The sequence below is a fragment of the Achromobacter sp. HNDS-1 genome, assembly GCF_040084795.1.
In the GTDB taxonomy this organism is placed as follows: domain Bacteria; phylum Pseudomonadota; class Gammaproteobacteria; order Burkholderiales; family Burkholderiaceae_B; genus Achromobacter; species Achromobacter ruhlandii.
This window is the reverse complement of record NZ_CP157584.1, coordinates 694,593-717,896: the sequence shown is the minus strand read 5'-3', so window position 1 is coordinate 717,896 and position 23,304 is coordinate 694,593. Positions and strand designations below refer to the sequence as shown.

General features: G+C 65.8%; 28 protein-coding genes and 1 pseudogene. 19 read left to right on the top strand and 10 right to left on the bottom strand.

Going from position 1 to position 23,304, the window contains the following annotated elements; translation table 11 throughout:
• Nucleotides 1-123: 123 nt before the first annotated feature.
• Nucleotides 124-834 carry an aquaporin Z gene (gene aqpZ / locus ABFG95_RS03170; protein ID WP_348995446.1) on the top strand — a complete coding sequence of 237 codons (711 nt, stop codon included), beginning with the start codon at nucleotides 124-126 and terminating at the stop codon, nucleotides 832-834.
• A gap of 33 nt (nucleotides 835-867) precedes the next feature.
• Here the strand turns inward: aqpZ and ABFG95_RS03165 are convergent, their stop codons facing one another.
• The 3 genes and pseudogenes from ABFG95_RS03165 to ABFG95_RS03155 form a co-directional block, all read right to left on the bottom strand.
• Nucleotides 868-2,085: a hypothetical protein gene (locus ABFG95_RS03165; RefSeq protein WP_348995445.1), complete on the bottom strand. Its 1,218-nt coding sequence runs from the start codon at nucleotides 2,083-2,085 to the stop codon at nucleotides 868-870.
• A gap of 44 nt (nucleotides 2,086-2,129) precedes the next feature.
• The gene (locus ABFG95_RS03160; RefSeq protein WP_263899208.1) at nucleotides 2,130-2,480 is read right to left on the bottom strand and encodes a nuclear transport factor 2 family protein; all 351 of its coding nucleotides are present in this window, start codon (nucleotides 2,478-2,480) and stop codon (nucleotides 2,130-2,132) included.
• A 57-nt stretch (nucleotides 2,481-2,537) separates the two neighbouring features.
• Nucleotides 2,538-3,089: pseudogene (locus ABFG95_RS03155) on the bottom strand (HD domain-containing protein); the annotation flags it as partial.
• A gap of 237 nt (nucleotides 3,090-3,326) precedes the next feature.
• Between ABFG95_RS03155 and kdsA the strand changes: the two are divergent.
• From kdsA to ABFG95_RS03140, 3 genes are all read left to right on the top strand, one after another.
• Complete coding sequence (gene kdsA, locus ABFG95_RS03150; protein ID WP_049073165.1) at nucleotides 3,327-4,184, top strand: 3-deoxy-8-phosphooctulonate synthase; 858 nt, start codon at nucleotides 3,327-3,329, stop codon at nucleotides 4,182-4,184.
• Between the two features lie 66 nt (nucleotides 4,185-4,250).
• The gene (locus tag ABFG95_RS03145; protein WP_049073166.1) at nucleotides 4,251-4,559 is read left to right on the top strand and encodes a carbohydrate isomerase; all 309 of its coding nucleotides are present in this window, start codon (nucleotides 4,251-4,253) and stop codon (nucleotides 4,557-4,559) included.
• A gap of 137 nt (nucleotides 4,560-4,696) precedes the next feature.
• Nucleotides 4,697-4,957: a hypothetical protein gene (locus ABFG95_RS03140; protein ID WP_231891601.1), complete on the top strand. Its 261-nt coding sequence runs from the start codon at nucleotides 4,697-4,699 to the stop codon at nucleotides 4,955-4,957.
• A gap of 21 nt (nucleotides 4,958-4,978) precedes the next feature.
• On the opposite strand, the gene ABFG95_RS03135 is transcribed toward ABFG95_RS03140, so the two are convergent.
• The 3 genes from ABFG95_RS03135 to ABFG95_RS03125 all read right to left on the bottom strand — a co-directional run bounded on the left by ABFG95_RS03135 (nucleotide 4,979) and on the right by ABFG95_RS03125 (nucleotide 6,582).
• Complete coding sequence (locus ABFG95_RS03135; protein ID WP_049073167.1) at nucleotides 4,979-5,284, bottom strand: hypothetical protein; 306 nt, start codon at nucleotides 5,282-5,284, stop codon at nucleotides 4,979-4,981.
• A 101-nt stretch (nucleotides 5,285-5,385) separates the two neighbouring features.
• Nucleotides 5,386-5,871 carry a hypothetical protein gene (locus ABFG95_RS03130; protein ID WP_059271406.1) on the bottom strand — a complete coding sequence of 162 codons (486 nt, stop codon included), beginning with the start codon at nucleotides 5,869-5,871 and terminating at the stop codon, nucleotides 5,386-5,388.
• Nucleotides 5,872-6,003: 132 nt separating this feature from the next.
• A complete protein-coding gene (locus tag ABFG95_RS03125) occupies nucleotides 6,004-6,582 on the bottom strand; it encodes a TetR family transcriptional regulator (protein WP_054415827.1) in 579 nt (192 codons plus the stop codon).
• A 136-nt stretch (nucleotides 6,583-6,718) separates the two neighbouring features.
• Here ABFG95_RS03125 and ABFG95_RS03120 point away from each other — a divergent pair, with 136 nt between their 5' ends.
• Together ABFG95_RS03120 and ABFG95_RS03115 are read left to right on the top strand one after the other, a co-directional pair.
• Nucleotides 6,719-7,909 carry an MFS transporter gene (locus ABFG95_RS03120; RefSeq protein WP_049073170.1) on the top strand — a complete coding sequence of 397 codons (1,191 nt, stop codon included), beginning with the start codon at nucleotides 6,719-6,721 and terminating at the stop codon, nucleotides 7,907-7,909.
• A 45-nt stretch (nucleotides 7,910-7,954) separates the two neighbouring features.
• On the top strand, nucleotides 7,955-8,353 hold the full coding sequence (locus ABFG95_RS03115; protein ID WP_054415825.1) for a RidA family protein: 399 nt from the start codon (nucleotides 7,955-7,957) through the stop codon (nucleotides 8,351-8,353).
• A 24-nt stretch (nucleotides 8,354-8,377) separates the two neighbouring features.
• On the opposite strand, the gene ABFG95_RS03110 is transcribed toward ABFG95_RS03115, so the two are convergent.
• Nucleotides 8,378-9,295, bottom strand: a complete 918-nt coding sequence (locus ABFG95_RS03110) for a LysR family transcriptional regulator (protein WP_049073172.1) — start codon at nucleotides 9,293-9,295, stop codon at nucleotides 8,378-8,380.
• Nucleotides 9,296-9,438: 143 nt separating this feature from the next.
• Between ABFG95_RS03110 and ABFG95_RS03105 the strand changes: the two genes are divergently transcribed.
• From ABFG95_RS03105 to ABFG95_RS03095, 3 genes are all read left to right on the top strand, one after another.
• Nucleotides 9,439-10,590 carry a DSD1 family PLP-dependent enzyme gene (locus ABFG95_RS03105; protein ID WP_348995444.1) on the top strand — a complete coding sequence of 384 codons (1,152 nt, stop codon included), beginning with the start codon at nucleotides 9,439-9,441 and terminating at the stop codon, nucleotides 10,588-10,590.
• A 26-nt stretch (nucleotides 10,591-10,616) separates the two neighbouring features.
• Nucleotides 10,617-11,012: a Rid family hydrolase gene (locus tag ABFG95_RS03100; RefSeq protein WP_049073174.1), complete on the top strand. Its 396-nt coding sequence runs from the start codon at nucleotides 10,617-10,619 to the stop codon at nucleotides 11,010-11,012.
• Between the two features lie 124 nt (nucleotides 11,013-11,136).
• On the top strand, nucleotides 11,137-11,409 hold the full coding sequence (locus ABFG95_RS03095; RefSeq protein ID WP_054415822.1) for a hypothetical protein: 273 nt from the start codon (nucleotides 11,137-11,139) through the stop codon (nucleotides 11,407-11,409).
• 75 nt (nucleotides 11,410-11,484) lie between these two features.
• Here ABFG95_RS03095 and ABFG95_RS03090 read toward each other — a convergent pair whose 3' ends face one another.
• Nucleotides 11,485-11,775, bottom strand: a complete 291-nt coding sequence (locus ABFG95_RS03090; RefSeq protein ID WP_049073176.1) for a DUF2513 domain-containing protein — start codon at nucleotides 11,773-11,775, stop codon at nucleotides 11,485-11,487.
• Between the two features lie 125 nt (nucleotides 11,776-11,900).
• On the opposite strand from ABFG95_RS03090, the gene ABFG95_RS03085 reads away from it, so the two are divergent.
• The 5 genes from ABFG95_RS03085 to ABFG95_RS03065 all read left to right on the top strand — a co-directional run bounded on the left by ABFG95_RS03085 (nucleotide 11,901) and on the right by ABFG95_RS03065 (nucleotide 14,550).
• Nucleotides 11,901-12,299 (top strand): hypothetical protein, encoded by a 399-nt coding sequence (locus ABFG95_RS03085; protein WP_049073177.1) that lies wholly within the window; start codon nucleotides 11,901-11,903, stop codon nucleotides 12,297-12,299.
• 90 nt (nucleotides 12,300-12,389) lie between these two features.
• Nucleotides 12,390-12,710, top strand: coding sequence for a hypothetical protein (locus ABFG95_RS03080; RefSeq protein ID WP_049073178.1), 321 nt, complete (start codon nucleotides 12,390-12,392; stop codon nucleotides 12,708-12,710).
• A 376-nt stretch (nucleotides 12,711-13,086) separates the two neighbouring features.
• Nucleotides 13,087-13,290: a cold-shock protein gene (locus ABFG95_RS03075; RefSeq protein WP_006220190.1), complete on the top strand. Its 204-nt coding sequence runs from the start codon at nucleotides 13,087-13,089 to the stop codon at nucleotides 13,288-13,290.
• Between the two features lie 212 nt (nucleotides 13,291-13,502).
• Nucleotides 13,503-14,066 (top strand): DUF924 family protein, encoded by a 564-nt coding sequence (locus ABFG95_RS03070; protein WP_063581398.1) that lies wholly within the window; start codon nucleotides 13,503-13,505, stop codon nucleotides 14,064-14,066.
• Between the two features lie 277 nt (nucleotides 14,067-14,343).
• The gene (locus ABFG95_RS03065) at nucleotides 14,344-14,550 is read left to right on the top strand and encodes a cold-shock protein (RefSeq protein ID WP_006225311.1); all 207 of its coding nucleotides are present in this window, start codon (nucleotides 14,344-14,346) and stop codon (nucleotides 14,548-14,550) included.
• A 90-nt stretch (nucleotides 14,551-14,640) separates the two neighbouring features.
• Here ABFG95_RS03065 and ABFG95_RS03060 read toward each other — a convergent pair whose 3' ends face one another.
• Nucleotides 14,641-15,186, bottom strand: coding sequence for a TIGR00645 family protein (locus ABFG95_RS03060; RefSeq protein WP_049073180.1), 546 nt, complete (start codon nucleotides 15,184-15,186; stop codon nucleotides 14,641-14,643).
• Nucleotides 15,187-15,446: 260 nt separating this feature from the next.
• On the opposite strand from ABFG95_RS03060, the gene ABFG95_RS03055 reads away from it, so the two are divergent.
• The 5 genes from ABFG95_RS03055 to lon all read left to right on the top strand — a co-directional run bounded on the left by ABFG95_RS03055 (nucleotide 15,447) and on the right by lon (nucleotide 22,434).
• Complete coding sequence (locus ABFG95_RS03055) at nucleotides 15,447-16,202, top strand: M48 family metallopeptidase (RefSeq protein ID WP_006386184.1); 756 nt, start codon at nucleotides 15,447-15,449, stop codon at nucleotides 16,200-16,202.
• 167 nt (nucleotides 16,203-16,369) lie between these two features.
• A complete protein-coding gene (tig, locus tag ABFG95_RS03050) occupies nucleotides 16,370-17,680 on the top strand; it encodes a trigger factor (RefSeq protein WP_049073181.1) in 1,311 nt (436 codons plus the stop codon).
• 4 nt (nucleotides 17,681-17,684) lie between these two features.
• Entirely contained in the window at nucleotides 17,685-18,338 is a 654-nt protein-coding gene (clpP, locus tag ABFG95_RS03045) for an ATP-dependent Clp endopeptidase proteolytic subunit ClpP (protein ID WP_049073182.1), read from the top strand.
• A 95-nt stretch (nucleotides 18,339-18,433) separates the two neighbouring features.
• Nucleotides 18,434-19,732 (top strand): ATP-dependent Clp protease ATP-binding subunit ClpX, encoded by a 1,299-nt coding sequence (clpX, locus tag ABFG95_RS03040; RefSeq protein ID WP_049073183.1) that lies wholly within the window; start codon nucleotides 18,434-18,436, stop codon nucleotides 19,730-19,732.
• A gap of 251 nt (nucleotides 19,733-19,983) precedes the next feature.
• A complete protein-coding gene (gene lon / locus ABFG95_RS03035) occupies nucleotides 19,984-22,434 on the top strand; it encodes an endopeptidase La (RefSeq protein ID WP_348995442.1) in 2,451 nt (816 codons plus the stop codon).
• 114 nt (nucleotides 22,435-22,548) lie between these two features.
• Here the strand turns inward: lon and lexA are convergent, their stop codons facing one another.
• Nucleotides 22,549-23,199: a transcriptional repressor LexA gene (gene lexA, locus ABFG95_RS03030; RefSeq protein WP_049073185.1), complete on the bottom strand. Its 651-nt coding sequence runs from the start codon at nucleotides 23,197-23,199 to the stop codon at nucleotides 22,549-22,551.
• Nucleotides 23,200-23,304 lie beyond the last annotated feature (105 nt).

Below are 23,304 nucleotides of genomic sequence, written 5' to 3'. Positions count from 1 at the left end.
GGCGGCCCGCTGGCCGGCCGGCATCGTTAAGCAACGTCAAGAATCGCGCGGAATTTGCATTGCTTTGAAGTCGTAACGCCGGCCCCGCGCTACCTTCGCGTTTTCAATCGCGGAGGGCGAAACATGTACCCACTATCCAAGCGCTGCGGCGCGGAATTCTTCGGCACCTTCTGGCTGGTGCTGGGCGGCTGCGGCGCGGCGGTGCTGGCGGCGGGATTTCCGCAGCTGGGCATCGGCTTTGCCGGTGTCGCCCTGGCGTTCGGCCTGACCGTGCTGACCATGGCGTTCGCCGTCGGTCACATTTCGGGCGGACACTTCAATCCCGCGGTCACGGTCGGGCTGGTGGCCGGCGGCCGCTTCCCGGCCCGCGAAATCCTGCCCTACGTGGTGGCGCAGGTGCTGGGCGCCATCGCCGCGGCCGGGGTGCTGGCGGTGATCGCCAATGGCCAGCAGGGATTCGATCTGCAGGCCAGCCGCTTCGCCGCCAACGGCTTTGATGCCTATTCGCCGGGCAAGTATTCGCTGGCGGCCGCCCTGGTCACCGAAGTCGTGATGACGGCGGGCTTCCTGTTCGTGATCCTGGGCGCGACCTCCAAGCGCGCGCCGGCCGGTTTCGCGGCCATCCCGATCGGCCTGGCGCTCACGCTGATCCACCTGGTCAGCATTCCGGTCACCAATACCTCGGTGAATCCGGCTCGCTCCACCGGCCCCGCGCTGTTCGTGGGAGGCTGGGCGCTGGAGCAACTGTGGCTGTTCTGGGTGGCGCCGATCGTGGGCGCGATCATCGGCGCGCTGGCCTACCGGCTGGTGAGCGAGCGAGGCCCGCAGGCATAAGGTCGGTATGCCGCGTTCGCGGGGCCTGCGCGATCAATCCACGGCGCGCAGCCGCGCCAACTGCGCATCATCGGGAAAGCCCCGCGTGCGGTAGCGCACCGGATACCGGTCTTCGGGTTCGAGCAGCGGCGCCAGTTCGGCCGCCGCCTGCTCCCAGCTCACCACCCGGACTTCGCCAAGATCATCGGCGGCCTCGGGCCGCACCAGCGCCAGGCGATCGACCTTGGGCAGCGAAGTGTCCACCCCCCGCGTCCAGGTGGCCAGCGAGAATGACGCGGCCACGTCGTCGTTCTGGGTAAACAGGTTGTAGGTGGCCACGAACACGTCGACGCCCCGCTCTTCGTACAGTCGGTCCAGGGCCTCTTTCTGTGCGTCGTAATCGCCCTGGGCCAGCACCCGCGCCAAGTGCGCCTGCAGGCGCATGAGGGGTTCCCGTCGAGGCTGGTAGCGTTCGACGCCAGCCTCGCCGTAGCGGTACATGCAGGCGGAGACGGGGCGGCCGTGCTCCACCACTTGCAGGCAGAGTTCCATCATCTTCAGCAAGCCATCCTCGTCGCTGTCGCCGCTGACCAGCAGCAAGTCGCGGGTGGGCATCATGAATATCGGGCGGCCGCGCGCCGGGATGCGCTCCAGCATGTCGGGCAGCAGCGCGCGGCTGATGTCGTAGCCATCTTCCCACCCACCGCCATACACGCCCGGCGCCACTTCCACGAAGTGGTCGACCGACTCGCGCAGATTGTCGATGGCGATGGCCAGGGCCTCGTCGAACGACACGCCCCATTCCTCATCGGGCCCGTTGGTGAGCGTGGCGATGGACTCCGGGTGATCCAGCGCCAGCAGCACCACGCAATCGTCGCCGAAGGGGCGCAGCGCCGGGTGGAAATCGTCGTCGTTGCCATCGCTGCGCAGGTGGTGCATGCGCACCGCTTCGAGGATGGCGCGGCCGCGGATCACCGGACGCAGCAACGGGCGGGCCTCGGCCAGCGAGGCCGGGCGGGTCTGGCTGCTGGTCAGCAGGGTGGAGACATAGCCCTGCAAGGCGCCCTGGCGTTGCCCGCCGGGGGCGTCGCAATAGGCTTGGTACGCGTTGTGCAGATTGAAATACGAGCCTTCGCCGTGCACCAGGCGGAACTCATCGGCCTTGTAATCCAGGTCGCCGGTAAAGCCCCGTTGCCGCACGGCGGCGATGAACAGCGCGGCGAACTGGTCTTGCGTGGGCTTGCGCCGGAACAGCGAGTCGAGGAATCCCATGCTTGTCTCACGAGGAGGGGCCGGCGCCGGACAACCCGCCGTCGCTACGCCGGCCTGGCGCGCGGTCGGGGCTGGCCGAGCTTGAACCAGGCCTTGGCGATCCTGCCATCGCGCACTTCGTAGATCGCAACGACGTCGATCTCGCCGGGCCCGTCGGCGAAGTTGCGGGTGACGACTTCCTGGTCCACCACCATGTCGCCATTGACGATGCGGCTGACCAGGCGGCCGTGCAGGTCGGGCTCCTGGAAGCGTTCCACATGCCGCTGGCGGATCTGGGCGCTGCCGCTGGCCAGCAGGGTGTCGGGAAAGGCGTAGTACAGGCAGTCGTCCGCCCAGGCTGCCATGAAGGCGTCGATGTCGCGGGCGTTGTACGCGTCCAGCTGCCGCTGGACCACGTCGGCGGGCGCGTTGGACGGCGCGGCGCGGGCGGCGGCCTGCCGGCGGATATGCGCTTCGGTGTCGGCGTCCAGCAGCCGCCGGATTTCCCGGAACAGGGGCAGGGCGTCGGTGTGCTTGCGGCCGTAGTCCAGGTTGAACGCATAGTCGAAGTCCGGGGCATTGGCGCCCTGGTTATGTTGTAGCAGGGTTTCCAGCTTGTCCATGGCTTTGACGGCGCGGGCTTCGGCCGATGCGGCGTTTTCGTAGTCGTCCCACAACGCCAGCAGCCGGGCGCGCGCCGCCTCGTCCAGCGGGCCGGCCAGTTGCAGCAGATCCTGCCGTTCCTGGACGCCCTTGCCGGGGCCGGCGGCGGATTGCCGGGTGGCAGGGATGTCGCCGTGGATGGCCTCGCCCAGGTCGTGGACCACGCACAGTCGCAGGACGCGGGCGAAGTCCAGGTCCGCCAGGCCTTCTTCCAGCATCATGGCCATGAGGCACAGTCGCCAGGTGTGTTCCGCCGTGCTTTCCTGGCGCCCGCCCGAACTGCGGGCGCTGCGCAGCACGTCCTTGAGCTTTTCGGCTTGCCGCAGGAATTCGAGCCGGCCTTGCAGGGTGGCAGTGTCCATGGATCAGGTAATCGTAAGTCTGTTGTCAATACGCTGGTGAAGCGGTCTGCGCCAGGGCCAGTGTATCTCGTGACCTTTGCGGCGACGTTCCTGCCGGCTGCGCGGCGGCGTCCCGGGGCGCATGACGTCCAGCCGGCTGGAACATGGCGAAAAAGGCGGGGGCGGACGGGATCCGGCCCGGGCTGGTTGTACATTACGCACTTGTCACCTGCTTCATCTTTACAGGACCGCCTCATCATGACCGCCCCGGAAGTTGTCATTTCGCCCTCGATCACCTGCGCCAACGACCAGCCTTTCGTGCTGTTCGGCGGAATCAACGTGCTGGAATCCAAGGACCTGGCGTTGCGCGCCTGCGAGGAATACCAGCGCGTGACCACCCGGTTGGGCATCCCTTACGTGTTCAAGGCGTCGTTCGACAAGGCCAACCGCTCGTCGATCCACTCCTACCGCGGCCCGGGCCTGGAAGAGGGCATGAAGATCTTCGAGGCGGTCAAGCAGAACTTCGGCGTGCCGGTGATCACCGACGTGCACGAACCCTGGCAGGCCGCGCCTGTCGCGGAAGTGGCCGATATCCTGCAACTGCCGGCCTTCCTGGCCCGTCAGACCGACCTGGTGGTGGCGCTGGCCAGGACCGGCCGCGTCGTCAACATCAAGAAGCCGCAGTTCCTCAGTCCCACCCAGGTGCTCAACATCGTCGAGAAATTCACCGAAGCCGGCAACCAGCAGATCATCCTGTGCGATCGCGGCACCAGTTTTGGCTACGACAACCTGGTCGTCGACATGCTGGGTTTCGGCGTCATGAAGAAAGTCACCGGCAATCGGCCGGTCATCTTCGACGTCACCCATGCCCTGCAACAGCGCTCGGCGCTGGACGCGGCCTCCGGCGGACGCCGCGAGCAGGTCGCGGAACTGGCGCGGGCAGGCATGGGCGTGGGGCTGGCCGGCCTGTTCCTGGAGGCCCATCCGGACCCCAGGAACGCCAAGTGCGATGGCCCCAGCGCCTTGCCGCTGGACAAGCTGGAGCCCTTCCTGACCCAGCTCAAGCAGCTGGATGACCTGGTGAAATCCTTTGCGCCCATCGATATCGAACCCTGACGGCTGTCATCGCGGATCCGCGAAGTTGTTATACGATCCGGGCCACCAAGTCTGAGGGGAGCCCGGATGTCGTTTTACGCGATCGTCGCCGTTCGTAAAGATGCCGTCAGCGGCCATATCGCCTACGTGCGGTGGGGCCTGGCCGAGCGCGGCGTCCCCGGCTGGGTCAGCGAGCCCGTGACCGCGGCCGCGTCCGAAGTGATCGAGGCGATCAGGGCGGGCGCCGATGTCGAGACCCTGATCAGCGTGGATGGCGTGTCGGTGGCGTCGCGCGCGGTGCGCGTGCTGACCGACGACGACGGGCGTGAACACCTGGCTTCCGTGCCGGTCCCCAGCTCCACCCTGCACACCGTGTTCGATCTGCCGGAATTCTGACCGGCCCCCCTGGTAATTTTTCCACGGTGCTGGCGTCATCTGCCCGGTGCGGTCGGCCGGGCATGGCGCTTGCTGCCGCCTGCCGGGTGATATCGCCGGGTTCCTTGCGGCCGCGGCGAGGCTTCTGGGGAAACAGCATGATGGACCATAGTGAGATGATGGCCCGCATGATCAGTAAACCCGTCGCGCCTGGCAAACCTGAAGGTTGGGATGGCATCCTGTCCGCCTACGCGGACTGCCTGATGAGGGTGCAGGGTAAGCTGACCGAGGAGGACATGCGGCGCTTCCTGGATATCGGCGCCCAGGTATTCAGGACATGTTGCCAGGAAGAAGCGCGGCAACGCTGGACCGCCGAGCAATTGGCGGCGTATCACCGCAAGCCGCCCATCCGCCTGTAAAAGGCGCAGGCGGTGGCCGCCTCAAAGGCACTGGCGCAGGGCGAACTTGCGCCCAAAGGCGCGGATTTCGTCGCCGTCGACCGAGGCGGCGACGTCCCAGTGGTCGCCGCGCGTGACCAGCATCGATTGCGACGACAGCGCATGGCGCAGGGCGAACAGCCAGAAAGCGGCCTCGGAGCCCACCGGAGCCAGGTCGTGGGGCCCGATCCGCAACCGCGCCGGCCGGGGGGTGGCGCCCAACGACCAACGCAGCGCGATCGCCAGGAAGGCGAAGCGCGCCGATACCGACGAGGGCTGCACGCAGAGCACGCGGATCTTGGGTTTCATGGTCGTATGGCCTCCACGGGTGTGACCCAGCGTAGCAAAGAAGGTTGCAATCTTCCATACCGCGTCTGGCGGATGCCGCGCCTGGCGGGCGCGGTCGCGGGTCAGTCCGCCTGGAGCCGGGTGAAAATGTTGGTCACGATCAGTTGGTCCGGACGCCTGGCATCCGGCGCCGGCGAAGGCATCAATTTGTCGATTTCCTTGCGATCCTGGACGCGAGTGAGGGTCAGGTGGTCGCCCTGGATCTTCACGTAGCGGATGGACGCCACGCCAATCTCGTATCGGGTGGTGGACTGCTCCAGCGTCTGTTCGATGCGCTTGGCGTCGAGCCAGCGATAGGTGCCGCTGGATACCGCGTCCGGCCCTTGCATCGACCAGGTGCCGTCGCTGCGGAATTCGGCCACGCCCGCGCCGCCCGAGGGCTGCGGCGGCAGCGCCTGGCCGTCGACCGTGCGCAGCATGGTCTGGTGCCGCCACTTGCCCACCAAGGCCTGCGCGATCTCCGGCGCCGGCGGTTGGGCGGACGCGACGGCCGACAGCGCGGCCGAGCCAAGCAGGGCGGCCAGGAGGGAATGGCGCAGGAGCTTCATGTTGCGGGGCAAGTAATCCAGTTTGCGGGAGAGGGCGTGGCGGGCCGCCAGAGGCGGGGGCCGGGCGCGTTGTGCTGCATTATGCGCGACGGCGGCGTTTGCGGCGAGGGCTGTCTCGCGCCCGGACGGGGATCAGGGCTGGCGCAGGCCTTGCAGCAGCAGATCAAGCGCTTGCAGGGCCGGCGCCAGGCGTGTCTGGCCCTCATCCTCGGCAATCCATAGGGCGCTCTCGGCCAGGCCGCCGTGCAGCATGCGGGCCAGCGCGCGCGGCTCGGCCGGCGCGATCACGCCCTGTTCCATCAGCGCCCGCAACAGGTCGGCCAGGGAGGCGGTGCATTGTTCCTGCACGGAGGCCGCCTGGCCCAGAATCGCGCGCGCGTCCTGCAGCACGATCCGGCGGATTTCAGGTTCGGCCGCCATCGCCAGATAAGCGCGGCAGCGCTCGCGCAGGGCGGTCCAGGCGTCGGGCGCGTCGCGGGAAATGGCCTGCAGCCGCAGCTCCATTTCGCCGTCGATCTGCGCGGCGACCGCGGCCAGAAGACCCTGTTTGTCACCAAAATGGTGATACAACGCTCCTCGGGTCAGTCCCGCGGCCGCGGTCAGATCATCCATCGACGTGCCCGCGTAGCCGGCGCGGCGGAACGACGCGCGCGCCGTCGCCAGCAGTTTTCCGCGGGTTTCCTCAATCATCTCGGCGCGTGATCGCGACATGTCAGGCTCCATTCACCTACGGGGCGTATGTTAATTGACATTCGCCCCGTAGGTGAATACGATCTCACATACGTTACGTATGTCAATCTGTCCGGTGGCCGTTGCCCCCGGCCTGCAACAACCCCAGAGGTATCGGGTGTCGAATCCCTATCGCGAATTGTTCCAGGCGCCCGGCGCCGCCGGTTTCGTTGCCGCCTGCGCTGTGGCGCGGCTGGCCCTGCCCATGATCGGCATCGGCATCATCACCATGTTGTCCCAGGTGCGTGGCGCCTACACCCTGGCGGGGGCGGTGGCGGCCACGTTCGCGCTGGCGACGGCGTTGCTGGCCCCGCGCATTTCGCGGCTGGTGGATCGCCACGGACAGGGACGCATTCTGCCGCTGGCTGCCGGCGCCAGCGTGGCCGGCCTGGCTGGCCTGGCCCTGTGCGTGCGCCTGCAGGCGCCCGACTGGACCTTGTTCGTGTTCGCGGCGCTGGCCGGCAGCCTGCCAAGCATGCCCGCCATGGCGCGGGCGCGCTGGACGGAAATCTATCGCGACCGCCCGCAGCTGCGCACCGCCTACGCGCTCGAATCGGTGTTGGATGAGTTGAGCTTCATTATCGGGCCGCCGCTGGCGGTGGGCCTGTGCGTGATCCTGTTCCCGGAGGCCGGCCCGCTTGGCGCGGCGTTACTGTTGGGCCTGGGGGTCACCGCATTCGTCATGCAGCGGTCCACCGCGCCGGCGGTGCAGCCGCGCGTCGAGGGCCGTGAAACCTCCGTGCTGGCAGTGCCGCTGATGCGCCAACTGACCACCATGATGGCCGCGATGGGCGTCATCGTCGGCACCATCGATGTATTGAGCGTGGCCTTCGCCCGCCAGCAGGGTGTGCCGGCGGGCGCCAGCGTGGTGCTGTCGGCCTACGCGTTCGGCTCCTGCGTCGCGGGGCTGGCATTCGGCGTACTGAAGTTCCAGATGCCGCTGGCGCGCATGCTGGCGATCGCCGCCAGTGTCACGGCCTTGACCACCTTGCCGTTGCTGCTGGTTGGCGACCTGCTGACCCTGTCGCTGGGGGTGCTGCTGGCGGGACTGTCGTTCGCGCCGACCATGATCATCGCCATGGCGCTGGTGGAAAGCACCGTGCCAGGGCGGCGCCTGACCGAAGGGCTGACCTGGCTGGTAACCGGCCTGGGCGCGGGCGTGGCGGCGGGGGCGGCGTTGGCCGGCTGGATTGTCGACCACCACGGCGTGGGCGCGGGCTTCTGGACCGCCGTCGGCGCCGGCGCGGTGGTGCTGCTGGTGGCGCTGTACGCGGCCCGTGCCGCCCGGCCCGCGCCGGCCACGGCCTGAGCCTAGAATGACTTCCTCAACACACCGGCCGCCAGGAGAACAGACATGACCCGGACCGTCCTCAATCCCGATACGGTTTTCAATAGCGTGCAATACGGCTTCAGCCAGGCCGTCATCGTCACTGGCCAGCGCCGCATGCTGCTGTCCGGCCAGGTCGGCGTCGACGCCGAGGAGCGCACTGTCGGGCCCGGCCTGCAGGAACAGACCGAGGCCGCGCTGGACAACGTCGAACGCGTGCTGGCCGCCGCGGGCGCGACCCTGGCGCAGGTCATCATGCTGCGTATCTACATCTGCGAAACCGCGCGCGAAGACCAGGAGGTGATCGCCCAGGCGCTGCGTGATCGGTTCCCGAAAGACCCACCGCCGTCGTCATGGATCATCGTCAGCGGCCTGTCGCTGCCCGAATGGCTGATCGAGATCGAAGCCGAGGCGATGCTGGACTGACCTGCCGGCCCCGGCCCGGGGAGCTCATCCCTGGGGCTTGTCGCGCCATGGCGTGACGGCGAAGGCCGCGCGCAGATGTGCCAGGAATCCCGCCGTGCGCGCCGGCAGTTCCTGGCGAGATTTCACCAGCGCCACCACATTGGCTTCCGGCAGGTTCCAGCCGGCCAGCAGCGGCACCAGCGTGCGCGCTTTCACATGCTCGGCCACGTCCCATTCCGATCGCGCCACGATGCCATGGCCGGCCAGCGCCCAGGCCACCGCCACCGCGCCCGCGTTGCTCGACAGCACCGGCGCAATGCGCACCCCCACCGCCGGGCCGCGGCCGCGCTTGAAGCGCCACAACGTGACGTCCTCTTCGTTCTCGCGCAGCGCGATGCAGTCATGGTCGCGCAGGTCCTCGGGTTTGGCGGGGGCGCCATGGCGCGCCAGGTAGGCGGGCGAGGCGCACAGGATGCGGCGGTTCGGCGCCAGCGGATACGCCACCAGGGTGGAATCGCGCAGTTCGCCGATATGGATCATCACGTCCCAGTCGTCGCTGGCCAGGCGGGGCGGGCCGTCCGACAATGTCAGGCTGGCGGTCACGTCGGCCTGTCCGTCGCGGAATCCGGCCACCAGCCCGGCGACATAGCGCTGGCCAAATCCCAGCGGCGCCACCACGCGCAGATGGCCGGCGACCACGCCGCGGCGTCCGGCCAGCTCATCGGCCAATTCATTCAGTTCGCCACAGATCTGGCCGGCGCGCAGCGCCAGCAGCCGGCCTTCGTCGGTCAACGCGGTGCCGCGGCCCGAGCGGTTGACCAGCCGCACGCCCAGGCGCTTTTCCAGCGCGTGCAGCCGCTGTGTCACGGCCGGCGGCGTCACGTCCAGGGCGCGCGCCGCCTGGGCCAGCGAGCTGGTGGCCGCCAGGCTCAGGAAGAAGCGCAGGTCGTCTGTCGTGATCATTCAGGAAAGCCTTAATGATTGATTAAGTCCTTATTAAACACGCAAGGCCCGGCGCGCGCCATACTCCATGCATGCGGATCCGCCGGGGCGGCGTCCGCGTCGCTCCCGTCCGTCCCGCCCGTTCCTGTCCCGTCGATATCGCCATGATCTCTGCTCCCGCCGCCACCCTGGATACGCTGGAAACGCCCTGCCTGTTGCTGGACGAAACCCGCATGATGCGCAACATCGAGCGCCTGAACGGCCTCATGGCTGGCCACGGCGTGCAACTGCGTCCGCACCTGAAGACGCCCAAGTCGATCGACGTCGCGCGCCGCCTGATGGCCCGTCCGCAAGGCCCGGCGGCGGTCTCGACGCTGCAGGAGGCCGAACAGTTCGCCGCCGCCGGCGTGACCGATCTGCTGTACGCGGTGGGCGTGGCCCCGGCCAAGCTCGATCGCGTGCTGGCGCTGCGCCGCCGCGGAATCGACCTCACCGTGGTGGTTGACAGTGTCGAGGCCGCCCGCGCCGTGGCCGCGCGCGCCAGCGAGGAGGGCGCGGCCATTCCCGCCCTGATCGAAATCGACTGCGATGGCCATCGCGCGGGAGTCCAACCCGGCCAGACCGACCAGTTGCTGGCGATTGCTGGCACCTTGCACGCGGCTCACTGTCTGCGCGGCGTGATGACACACGCCGGTGAATCCTACGGCTGCCGCAGCACCGAGGCCATCGCCGACATGGCCGAGCAGGAACGCGCCGCCGCGGTCGGTTGCGCCGAGGCGATCCGCGCCGCCGGCCTGCCATGCCCGGTGGTCAGCGTCGGTTCCACTCCCACCGCCCACTTCGCCCGCAACCTGGCCGGCGTGACCGAGGTGCGCGCCGGCGTCTACGTATTCTTCGACCTGGTCATGGCTGGCCTCGGCGTATGCGCCGTGGACGACATCGCCGCCACCGTGCTGACCACGGTGATCGGCCACCAGCCCGACAAGGGTTGGATCCTGGTGGACGCGGGCTGGATGGCCATGTCGCGCGATCGTGGCACCGCCAAACAGCCGGTGGACCAGTTGTACGGCCTGGTATGCGACGCCGACGGCAAGGTCTACCCCGACTTGCTGTTGGCCGAAACCAACCAGGAGCAGGGCATCATCAAACTGCGGGCGGGCAGCGCCGCCGCCTTGCCGGATCTCCCGCTGGGCACCAGACTGCGGATCGTGCCAAACCATGCCTGCGCCACCTGCGCCCAACACGACGTCTACCAGGTCGTGCGCAGCGGCGACCGCGCCGTCGTGGCCCAGTGGCAACGCTTTCGCGGCTGGTAGTCCCGCCGCCCCGGACAGGAGTCAAGATGGACACCATACACACCCCCCACGCCACGCCGCCCGCCGGCCATTACTCCCAGGCCGTGCGCGCCAACGGCTTCGTCTTTGTTTCCGGCCAGCTCGGGTTCCTGCCGCCGGCCCAGCCCGGCGAGCGGCCGCAACTGGCGCAAGGCGCGGCCGCGCAGACCGAGGCCGCCTTGCGCAGCGTGGCGGCCATCCTGCAGGCCGCGGGCGCGTCGATGGCATCGGTGGTCAACGTCACCGTCTACATCCCTGACATCGGTCTGTGGAACGAGGTCAACAGCGTCTACGAACGCAGCTTCGGCGATCATCGCCCGGCCCGCGCCATCGTGCCGACGCGTGAACTGCACTATGGCGCGCTGGTGGAGATCAGTGCCATCGCCGTCGCGTCGCAGGCCTGACGATCAGGCCCGCGGCCGGGCAGGGCGCGCCAGGCGGCTCCCGCGGCGATTGGTCTCGGGGACGGATAGCATGCGCCTCCGCCTATAATGCGAGCGCCTCAACACCCCCGGGGAGTCCGTCCGCATGCAGTACGAATACCTGTTCTGGTCCATGGCCGCCATGGTGGCGGTGGCGCTGGTGGGCGGCTCGCTTTGCGGCCGGCTGCGTTCACCCGGCCGGGTGCTGGCGGGCGTGGCCGCGCTGGCGGCGGCGGTCTGCGCCGCGGTGGCGGTGCTGTCGCGGTCGGCCGGCTTCGGCGACCAGTCGGCGATGCTGGCGATCGCCGCGTTCATGTTCAGCCTGGTGATCGGCGCGGCGGCGGCGTTGTTGACGCGCCGCATCCTGCGGCGCCGTTGAGCGCGCCCGGCCGGGCGGCCGGGGGGGCTTGTCCCGATGCGCGGCGGCCCGCGCCGCCCGCGCTGATCGGAGGGTTCATTCCTCGGCGTCGAAATCCTCGTCGTCCTCGTCCTCTTCATCCTGTTCCAGGGCGTCGTAGCCCTTCCAGGTGATGCGCCAGCGCGTGTCGCCGGCGGTGGCCGCCGTTTCGCTGACTTGCTTGACAAGGCCGGCGTCCGCCAGCAGGTCCAGGTGGTGCGCGACCAGTTGCAGGCCTTGTTCGTGGGCCAGGGCCGCTTCCTTGATGTCGTGGGTGCTCAGGTTGGGGCCGGGCGCGTCGCGCAGGGCTCCCAGGATGGTGACGACCAGATCGAAATCGCGTTGCATGATGTCCGCCGTTGCAGGTTGGGAAGAAACAGGCCGACGATAGCAGAGTTAGGTGGCGGCCAAGCGACAGCCCGCGGGCCCGGGTTACAGTGCGGGATTACCGACAACCGTTACAGGCAGTACCGATGAAGAAACCCGCCGAGCGCGATTGCCTCGCCCTGGTCCCCGGCTATACCGGCCAGGCCGCCAAGCTTTTCCTGACCCGTGCGGAGGACGGCGCCATCACCGGCGTCACCGTGTTCGACCTGCTGGGACACATCAAGCAGCAGGGCGACGCGCAGGCCGCCGCCGACTGGGTGGCCGCCTGGCTGGCCCAGGAGGCCGACAACCGCAAGGCCCGCCGCACCCAGCTGCTGGCGCAGATGTTCGTGTGCAAGCTGGCTGACGACGAGAAGGCCGTGTTCCTGGACGCCCAGAAGCCGCTGCTGGCCGCGCTGACCGCCGCCGGCGTGCGCACCCGCAGCGTCGCGGCCACCTCCGGCGCGGCGCGCCGGTCGCTCGGCCCCGCTGTCAGGAAGTCTTAGCATAAGGCTGTTATAGTCGCGCCTGGGCGTGTGCGCATCCGTGCGGGCGCGCCCAGGCGGGCTCGGCCCGCAAGTCAAGGAAGAGTGATCATGGAAATACTGAGTCGGCATGTTGCCGACGTGGCGGGCGGCGTTGAGCTGCACACAACGCTGGATGGCGAGAGCATCAGCGCCTATGTCGTGACGGGCGTGACTGATCTGAACGCGATCGCCGATATCGTGCCCCCCGAAAAGGTCGAAGGTGGAGCGGACATACACGCTGCCAGTGTCGACAATGTTGATAATGCGCAAGACCAAATCGACCAGGTCCTGGAGAATATCAATCCCGGCGACGTGGCGGTTTTCCTTTGCTCGGGTCCCGATGCTTTTGGCGCGGCACTCGACTTGCTGGGTTTACCTATCGACGAGTAAGCCTGGCGGCAAACCAAAGTGCCCGCCCAAACGGCGTATGAGTTCATGCGAGTTTTGGGGGCCGGGCATTTATATATAAGCCTTGATTGTTTTTTTATGATGCGTGGGTGTTTACACCTATGCAGGCGTTCTTTTTGCCTATGAAAACGTGTAAATTCTGTCCGCAGTTTCTCTTTGTTGCATTATTGGCACGTATTTTTTAGGATTATGTTGACTTGTGAGGGGAACATAACGATAGTGTCGGCACACGATCACAAGCGTTGCGATTTTCGTTCAGTGCCGTGCCTTTTCCGGCTCAGCGTTATTGTTCTACTGTCCCCTCCTTGATTGATTCGTGACCTCCGGGCATTTGCCCATTATCTCTAGGAAATACAGTATGGAAACCGGCGTCGTTAAGTGGTTCAATTCGGAAAAAGGCTATGGCTTCATCACCCCGGAAGCGGGTGGTAAGGACCTGTTCGCTCACTTCTCCGAAATTCAGGGCTCGGGCTTCAAGTCTCTGGAAGAGAACCAGCGCGTCAGCTTTGTGACGGCCAATGGCCCCAAGGGCCCGCAAGCCACGAAGATTCAGGTCCTGTAAGGTCCTGCGTTTTCGGAAAAGCCCCTTCGGGGGCTTTTTTGCGTCTGGGCTCCCCTCGGGGAGCCTTGTCGTTTCCGCCGCCCGGCGGGTGGCGCACGGGTGTCGCGCGCGGCCAACGCGTCGCCTGCGGCGGGCTCGCGGTATCCTTGCCGCAGTTTTCCGTCGCCGCGTCCGCCCGGCGCGGCGCTCGCAACCGACACAGGACGATACCCATGACCCACCCCGGATCCGCCCCAGTTTCCCTGCAACCGCAGGACATCGTGGCGTTCTGGCGCGAAGCCGGGCCGCGGCAATGGTTCACCAAGGACGCGGCGTTCGACGAGCGTTTCCGCCAATTCTGCGGCCAGGCCCACATGGCCGCCGCCGCGCGCCAGCTGGATGGCTGGCTTGATGCGCCGGAGGGCGCGTTGGCGCTCATGATCCTGCTGGACCAGTATCCGCGCAACGCTTTTCGCGGCACCGCCCACATGTTCGCCACCGATCCGCTGGCGCTGGTGTTCGCCGAACGCGCCATCGCCGCCGGCCACGACCTGGCGGTCGATCCGGCGCTGCGCCAGTTCTTCTACATGCCGTTCGAGCATGCCGAGACCGTGGCCGCGCAGAATCGCGCGGTGGCCTTGATGGAGCCGCTTGGCGCGGACGCGGTGCGCTGGGCCGTCCTGCACCGCGACATCATCAAGCGCTTCGGCCGCTTTCCGCACCGCAACGCCGCGCTGGGCCGCCAGACCACGCAGCCGGAACAGGAATTCCTCGACTCGGGCGGCTTCGCCGGCTGACACCCGTGCCGGACGGCGCCAGGACCTCTGCGTATCTGCTTGTATCGGCGCATGGCCAGTTGAAAAAGCCGCGCGGCCAGGCCCGGCGCGGCTTGTGCGATGGCCGCATATTTGACGTTTTTCGCGGTTCGCCAATACACTGGGTTCAGCGAGATTCTCAAGCGACGCGGTCTGCGTTTAACTTGTCGCGGTCAGTGGTGCTGCAGTGGCTTCCTCTCCCATCCTTGATGATCTGGCGCCCCGCGAGCAATCGCTTCTTTAGGTTCGAGGAAATTCCATGGCAACCGGCATCGTCAAGTGGTTCAACGCCGAAAAAGGGTATGGTTTCATCATGCCCGACGACGGCAGCAAGGATCTGTTCGCCCACTACTCGGAAATCCGCAGCGAAGGCTACAAATCGCTGCAGGAGAATCAGCGCGTCACGTTCGAGGTTGGCACGGGGCCCAAGGGCCCCAGCGCCAAGAACATCAAGGTAGCGGCCTGATCCCAGGGTTGTGGCGCGCCGCCGCGCGGCCCGCCACAAAGACAAAAGCCCCGCACGGCTGTGCGGGGCTTTTCATTTGGCGCAAGGCGCTCAGTGCTTGGCGTGCGAAGGCGTGGCCAGCTTGTCGACCAGCGCGATGCCCAGCGCCGACAGGATGAACAGAGCGTGGATGATGGTCTGCCACATCACGCCGGCCTCGGAGAAGCGCGCGTTGGGCGTGCCCAGCGTACCCGCCTCGATGAAGGTGCGCAGCAGGTGAATCGACGAAATGCCGATGATGGCCATGGCCAGCTTGACCTTGAGCACGCTGGCGTTGACGTGGCTGAGCCATTCCGGCTGGTCCGGGTGGCCTTGCAGGCGCAGGCGTGACACGAAGGTCTCGTAGCCGCCGACGATCACCATCACCAGCAGGTTCGAGATCATGACCACGTCGATCAGGCCCAGCACCAACAGCATGATTTCCATCTCGCCGAAGCTGGTGGCATGGGTCAGCAGGTGCCAAAGTTCTTTCAGGAACAGCATCACATAGACGCCCTGGGCGACGATCAGGCCCAGGTACAGGGGCAGTTGCAGCCAGCGCGAACTGAAAATCAGGCTTGGCAGCAGGCCAAGGCGGGGAGGGGTGTGGGGGGTCATGATGGGTGCGAGCCGTTATGGGAAGCGCGGGAAAAACCGCGGCGGCAATTCTATCAATCTCGGACTGCTCCGAAATCTGTTTTTGATGACAACGCCGAGTCGCGGCGCAGGTACTTACCACGGTAAGGAGCCCCGCGCATGCCTTTTATGTAAGAGAAATTCGCATTTGCGAAACTCTGTGGCGAAACGGTTTGAATGCTTTTGGCGTATATAGAATTGCCGCCTCACTCGCACAGAGTCAGTCAAGAGGAGTTTTTGCCATGAAGATCCGCTACACCGTTGCCGCGCTGGCCGTCGCACTCGCCCCTTATTCCGCGTCGCATGCCCTCGATATCGGGGGATTGGTGGGCGCTGGCAGCAAGGTGGTGCAGGCCGCCACGCTGAGCGATGCCGAAATCAAGACCTTGTCGGACAAGGCTTGCGCGCAGAGCGATTCCCAGGAAAAGATCGCGGCCCCCGGCAGCAAGTACGACGTGCGCCTGCAGAAGATCGCCAAGCAATTGGGCGGCACGGTCAATGGCCAGAAGGCCAACTACAAGGTCTACATCACCAAGGACGTCAATGCCTGGGCCATGGCCAATGGCTGCATCCGCGTCTACAGCGGCCTGATGGACATGATGACCGACGACGAAGTGCTGGGCGTCGTGGGCCATGAAATCGGCCACGTGGCGCTGGGCCACAGCAAGAAGGCGATGCAGACCGCCTACACCGTTTCGGCCGCGCGCGACGCCGCCGGCGCCGCCGGTGGCGCCACGGTCGCCGCCCTGAACTCGTCGCAGTTGGGCGACCTGACCGAGAAGTTCATCAACGCGCAGTTCTCGCAATCGCAGGAAAGCGCCGCCGACGACTACTCGTTCGACCAGCTGCAGGCCAAGAAGCTGAACACCCGCGGTCTGGTGACGGCGTTCCAGAAGCTGGCCGAACTGGACGGCGGCAAGAGCGATATGATGAGCTCGCACCCGTCCTCGGCCAAGCGCGCGCAGCACATCGAAGATCGCATCGCCAAGGCCAAATAAAGCGCCCTGGCGGGCATTTGCCGCCCTTTCGGGGTGGAAAACGGGGCGCGAGCATCCGGGCTTATCCGGGTGCTCGCGCCCCTTTGCGTCAGGGGTCCGGAAGTTTCCGGTAAAATGCCGCGTTTATCCGCCCGTCATCTCATATCTCTCGGAAAATAGGTCTTTTAATGCAGCCTGTGGTTGAAACCCTCTCCGGCCTCGAGCGCCGTGTTGATCTGGCCGTCTCGGTGGCCGACGTCGAAAAGGAAGTCCAGGCGCAATTGAAGCGCGTGGCCCGCACCGCCAAGGTTCCCGGTTTTCGTCCCGGCAAGGCGCCGCTCGCCATGCTCGAGCGCAGCCATGGCCCCGGCATCCGCTACGACGTGATCAACAGCCAGGTCGGCCGTGCATTCGAACAAGCCGTCGATGGCGCCAAGCTGCGCGTCGCCGGCGCCCCGAACCTGGAACCCAAGACTGAAGGCGTCAGCGATGACACGCTGGCCTTCACCGCCACGTTCGAGGTCTACCCCGAAGTCGCCGTGCCGGACCTGTCGGCCCTGGCCGTGACCCGCTATGAAACCGCGGTCACCGACGCCGAAGTGCAGCAGACCCTGGACGTCCTGCGCAAGCAGCGCGCCACGTTCGAAGCCCGCGAAGGCCGCGCCTCGCAAGACGGCGACCGCGTCACGCTGGACTTCGCTGGCACCATCGACGGCGTGCCGTTCGATGGCGGCAAGGCCGAAGACTTCCCGTTCGTGCTCGGCCAAGGCCGCATGCTGCCGGAATTCGAAGAAGCCGCCCGCGGCCTGAAGGCTGGCGAAAGCAAGGTCTTCCCGCTCAAGTTCCCCGATGACTACCAAGGCAAGGAAGTCGCCGGCAAGACCGCCGAATTCACCATCACCGTCAAGGAAGTGGCTGAAGGCGTGCTGCCCGAACTGAATGCCGAATTCGCCAAGTCGCTCGGCCAGGCCGAAGGCGATGTCGAAAAGCTCAAGGCCGACATCCGCAGCAACATCGAACGCGAAGTCAAGGTGCGCTCGCAAGGCCGCACCAAGGCCAGCGTGATGGACGCCCTGGTGGAAGCCGGCAAGTTCGACGTGCCGAAGGCGCTGGTCGACAACGACGTGCAAAGCCGCATCGCCGCCGCCCGCGAAGAGCTCAAGCAGCGTGGCGTGCCGAACGCCGAGTCGGTGCCGATCCCGGCCGAAGCCTTCTCGACCGAATCCGAGCGCCGCGTGCGCCTGGGCCTGCTGGTGTCCGAACTGGTCAAGCAAGCCCAGCTGCAGGCCAAGCCGGAACAGGTCCGCGCCCGCATCGAAGAGTTCGCGGAAAACTACGAACAACCCGCCCAGGTTGTCAGCTATTACCTGGCCGACCGCCAGCGTCGTGCTGAAATCGAGGCTATCGTGCTCGAAGACAACGTCGTCGCGCATGTTCTGGAAAAGGCCAAGGTCACCGACGAAAAGGTGCCTTTCGATCAGTTGATGGGGATGGCGTAACACTATGCAGAGATTCACCGATTTCTATGCGGCAATGAATGGCGGGTCGTCGGTGACCCCCACCGGCCTGGGCTACATTCCCATGGTGATCGAGCAGTCGGGGCGCGGCGAACGCGCCTACGACATCTATTCGCGCCTGCTCCGCGAGCGGCTCATCTTCCTGGTGGGCCCGGTCAACGACGCCACGGCCAACCTGGTCGTGGCGCAGTTGCTGTTCCTGGAATCGGAGAATCCTGACAAGGACATTTCCCTGTACATCAACTCGCCCGGCGGGTCGGTGTACGCGGGCATGGCCATCTACGACACCATGCAGTTCGTCAAGCCGGACGTGTCGACCCTGTGCACCGGCCTGGCGGCCAGCATGGGCGCCTTCCTGCTGGCGGCAGGCAAGAAGGGCAAGCGCTTTTCCTTGCCCAACTCGCGCATCATGATCCACCAGCCCTCGGGCGGCGCCCAGGGGCAGGCCTCCGACATCCAGATCCAGGCTCGCGAGATCCTGGACCTGCGCGAGCGTCTCAATCGCATCCTGGCCGACAACACCGGCCAGTCGATCGAGCGCATCGCCCTGGACACGGAACGTGACAACTTCATGTCCGCCGAAGATGCGGTATCGTATGGACTGGTCGACAAGGTGATGACCTCCCGTTCGGAAGGCTGACTTCCCGGTTGAGTCCCACCCGCTGTTGCCATGTTTGAGTAAGCGCCGGGCCCTTCACCCGGTCCGGCGCTTCTTTACCTGAGATACGAATACATATGCCTGAAAAAAAGGGATCGGCAGACGCAAAAGTGCTGCATTGCTCGTTTTGCAATAAAAGCCAGCACGAAGTCCGCAAGCTGATCGCGGGTCCGTCGGTATTCATCTGCGATGAATGCATAGACTTGTGCAACGACATCATCCGCGAGGAAGCGCAGGCGACCGCGCGCGCGGCGATTCGTTCCGAACTGCCCACTCCGGCTGAAATCAAGACGTTCCTGGACCAGTACGTGATCGGGCAGACCTCGCCCAAGCGCATGCTGGCGGTGGCCGTCTACAACCACTACAAGCGCATCCGCCACGGCGAGATCAAGGGCGACGAAGTCGAGTTGTCCAAGAGCAACATCATGCTGATCGGCCCCACCGGGTCGGGCAAGACGCTGCTGGCGCAGACCCTCGCGCGCATGCTGAACGTGCCGTTCGTCATGGCAGACGCCACCACGCTGACCGAGGCCGGTTACGTCGGTGAAGACGTCGAGAACATCATTCAGAAGTTGCTGCAGAACTGCAACTACGAAGTCGAGAAGGCGCAGCGCGCCATCATCTACATCGATGAAATCGACAAGATTTCCCGCAAGTCCGACAACCCGTCCATCACCCGCGACGTGTCGGGCGAGGGCGTGCAGCAGGCCCTGCTCAAGCTGATCGAAGGCACCGTCGCCTCGGTGCCGCCGCAGGGCGGGCGCAAGCACCCCAACCAGGACTTCGTCCAGGTCGACACGACCAACATCCTGTTCATCGTCGGCGGCGCCTTCGACGGGCTGGAAAAGGTCATCCGCGACCGCACCGAAAAGTCCGGCATCGGCTTCTCCGCCTCCGTGCGCGCCAAGTCCGAGCGCGGCGTGGGCGAGCTGTTCTCCGAAGTCGAACCCGAAGACCTGATCAAGTTCGGCTTGATCCCCGAACTGGTCGGTCGCCTGCCGGTGGTCGCCACGCTGGACGAGCTGGACGAGGCCGCCCTGGTGCAGATCCTCACCGAGCCCAAGAACGCCCTGCTCAAGCAATTCCAGAAGCTGTTCGCCATGGAAGGCGCCGAACTGGACGTGCGTCCGGCCGCGCTCAAGGCCATCGCCCGCAAGGCGCTCAAGCGCAAGACCGGCGCGCGTGGCCTGCGTTCCATCATCGAGCAGGCCCTGCTCGACACCATGTATGACCTGCCGTCGCAAGGCAACGTCAAGCGCGTGGTGCTCGACGAAGGCGCGATCGAAGGCGAGGGCAAGCCCTTGCTGATCTACGCCGACGAGGAAGGGGCGGCCGAAAAGCCCGAGCGCGGAGAAGTCCGCGACGCGGCGGCCTGACGGATATTTCAAGAAAACCCGTTTCCGTAACGGGTTTTTTTGTCTCCGGCCCCCTGATGGAACGCACACTGCCGCAGTGTGTCCAATGAAACAGGATGCCGGCCGCCGTTTTTTTTAAGGTTTTGTTTATCCGGCCGCCGGGATCTTGAATTTTCGGCTATTGTTCCCATAACAGACGTAACTGACGGGGCTGTCCGGGTATACCCGGTCATCCTGTCCCCGATACGCCGAGTCATACCGAGGAACCTCCTATGTCTGCCAGCCAGACCCTGCCTTCCGACCCGATCGACCTCCCCCTGCTGCCACTGCGCGACGTCGTGGTGTTCCCGCACATGGTCATCCCGCTGTTCGTCGGCCGTCCGCGCTCTATCCGCGCGCTCGAGGTTGCGATGGAAGCGGGCAAGAGCATCATGCTAGTGGCCCAAAAATCCGCCGGCAAGGATGATCCCACCCCTGAAGACGTCTACGAGATCGGCTGCGTCGCCGGCATCCTGCAGATGCTCAAGCTGCCCGATGGCACCGTCAAGGTGCTGGTCGAGGGTACCCAGCGCGCCCGCATCAACAGCATCGAAGACGCCGATTCGCACTTCACCTGCCAGGTCACCCCGATCGAGCCGGACGCCGTCCAGGGCTCCGAGACCGAGGCCCTGCGCCGCGCGATCGTCGCCCAGTTCGAGCAATACGTAAAACTCAACAAGAAGATCCCCCCGGAGATCCTGACCTCGCTCGCCGGCATCGATGACGCCGGCCGCCTGGCCGACACGATCGCCGCGCATCTTCCGCTGAAACTCGAGCAGAAGCAGAAGATGCTCGAGATCGTCGGCACCTCCGAGCGCCTCGAAGGCCTGCTCACGCAGCTGGAAACCGAAATCGACATCCTCCAGGTCGAGAAGCGGATCCGCGGCCGCGTGAAGAAGCAGATGGAAAAGAGCCAGCGCGACTACTACCTGAATGAGCAGGTCAAGGCCATTCAGAAGGAGTTGGGCGAAGGCGAAGAGGGCGCCGACATCGAGGAGCTCGAAAAGAAGATCATCGCCGCGCACATGCCCAAGGAGGCGCGCAAGAAGGCCGATGCCGAGCTCAAGAAGCTCAAGCTCATGTCGCCCATGTCGGCCGAAGCCACCGTGGTGCGCAACTACATCGATACGCTCATCAACCTCCCCTGGAGGAAGAAGAGCAAGATCAACAACTCCATCGCCAACGCCGAGACCGTGCTCGACAACGACCACTACGGCCTGGAGAAGGTGAAGGAGCGCATCCTCGAATATCTCGCGGTGCAGCAGCGCGTGGACAAGGTCAAGGCGCCGATCCTGTGCCTGGTCGGTCCTCCCGGGGTCGGCAAGACCTCGCTGGGCCAGTCCATCGCCAAGGCCACGAACCGCAAGTTCGTGCGCATGGCCCTGGGCGGCGTGCGCGACGAAGCCGAGATCCGCGGCCACCGTCGTACCTACATCGGTTCGATGCCCGGCAAGATCGTCCAGAACATGTCGAAGGTCGGCGTGCGCAATCCCCTGTTCCTGCTCGATGAGATCGACAAGCTGGGCATGGATTTCCGCGGCGATCCCTCGTCGGCGCTGCTCGAGGTGCTGGACCCGGAACAGAACCACACGTTCCAGGACCACTACATCGAAGTCGACTTCGACCTGTCGGACGTCATGTTCGTGGCCACCAGCAACACGCTGAACATTCCGCCGGCCCTGCTGGACCGGATGGAAGTGATCCGCCTGTCGGGCTACACCGAGGAAGAAAAGATCCACATCGCCCGCGACCATCTGCTGCCCAAGCTGATGAAGAACAACGGCGTCAAGGATACCGAGCTGACCGTCGATGACAGCGCGCTGCGCGACATCGTGCGCTACTACACCCGCGAAGCCGGCGTGCGTGCGCTCGAACGCGAAGTGGGCAAGATCTGCCGCAAGGTGATCAAGCAGCTGCTGACCCAGAGCGACCGCGCCAAGGCCGAAGGCAAGACCTTCGAACTCAAGCCGGTCAACGTCACGGGCGACAACCTCAGCGATTACCTCGGCGTGCGCCGCTACACCTTCGGCATGGCCGAAAAGGAAAACCAGATCGGTCAGGTGACCGGCCTGGCCTGGACGGAAGTCGGTGGCGACCTGCTCACGATCGAAGTGGCGGACATGCCCGGCAAGGGCGTGATCCAACGCACCGGTTCGCTGGGCGACGTGATGAAGGAATCGGTCGAGGCGGCCCGCACGGTGGTGCGCTCGCGGGCGCGTCGCCTGGGCTTTGCCGACAGCGTGTTCGAGAAGCACGACATGCACGTGCACGTGCCGGAAGGCGCGACGCCCAAGGACGGTCCGTCCGCCGGTATCGCGATCACCACGGCCATGGTGTCGGCCCTGTCGCGCATCCCGGTGCGCGCCGACGTCGCCATGACCGGCGAGATCACGCTGCGTGGCGAAGTCCTGCCGATCGGCGGCCTGAAGGAGAAGCTGCTGGCCGCCCATCGCGGTGGTATCAAGACGGTCTTGATCCCGGAAGAAAACGTCAAGGATTTGGCGGAGATCCCGGACAACGTCAAGAACCATCTCGAGATCGTGCCGGTCCGCTGGATCGACAAGGTGCTGGAACTGGCCCTGGAACGCCTGCCGGAGCCGCTGGCTGAAGACGAAACGGTCAAGGAGCCGCTGGTCGCCAAGCCGGCCGAGCCGGGTTCGACGGATCCCGTGCTCAAGCACTGATGTCTGGCCCCGGGGCGTCCCGCAAGGGATGCCCAATGAAAGAAACCCCGCTTGCGCGGGGTTTCTTTTTTGGCGCGGCCGTCGAGGGGCGCGCGCCTGAAGGGAAGCGGCGGATCAGTGCAGCGCGTGCGGACGGATCAGGCCGACCGCGATGCCTTCCAGCGCGAATTCCTGGTCTGCCTCGACCACGATGACGTTGAAGTCAGGATTCTCGGGCAGCAGTTCAACGCGGCCGTTCTGGCGCTGCAGGCGCTTGACGGTGACGTCGTCGCCCAGGCGGGCAACCACGATCTGGCCGTTGCGGGCCTCGGACGCCTTTTTGACGGCCAGCAGGTCGCCTTCGAGGATGCCGGCGTCACGCATGCTCATGCCGCGCACCTTGAGCAGGTAGTCGGGCGCCTGGGCGAAGAGGCCGGGGTCGACACCGATTTCGCGTTCGACATGTTCGGCCGCCAGGATCGGGCTGCCGGCGGCCACGCGGCCGACCAGCGGCAGCAGCAACTGCGCCAGGCCGGGCAGGGGCAGCGGCGCCTGGGTCTGCGCGGGCGAGGCATCCTTCAGGCGGATGCCGCGCGAAGCGCCGGCGGTGAGCTCGATGGCCCCCTTGCGCGCCAGGGCCTTCAGATGGTCTTCAGCCGCGTTGGGCGAGCGGAATCCCAATGCCTGGGCGATCTCGGCGCGGGTGGGCGGAAAGCCGGTGCGCGCGACGGTTTGCCGGATGAGGTCCAGGATTTGCTGTTGACGATCAGTGAGTTTGCTGGCCATGGCGGTGATCCGTTTGGAATCGGACTGTACATATATACAGCGGCATTCTGGGGGACATAACGCAAAAATGCAAGCGTTGAGCGGACATGGTTTTGTGACAGGCAA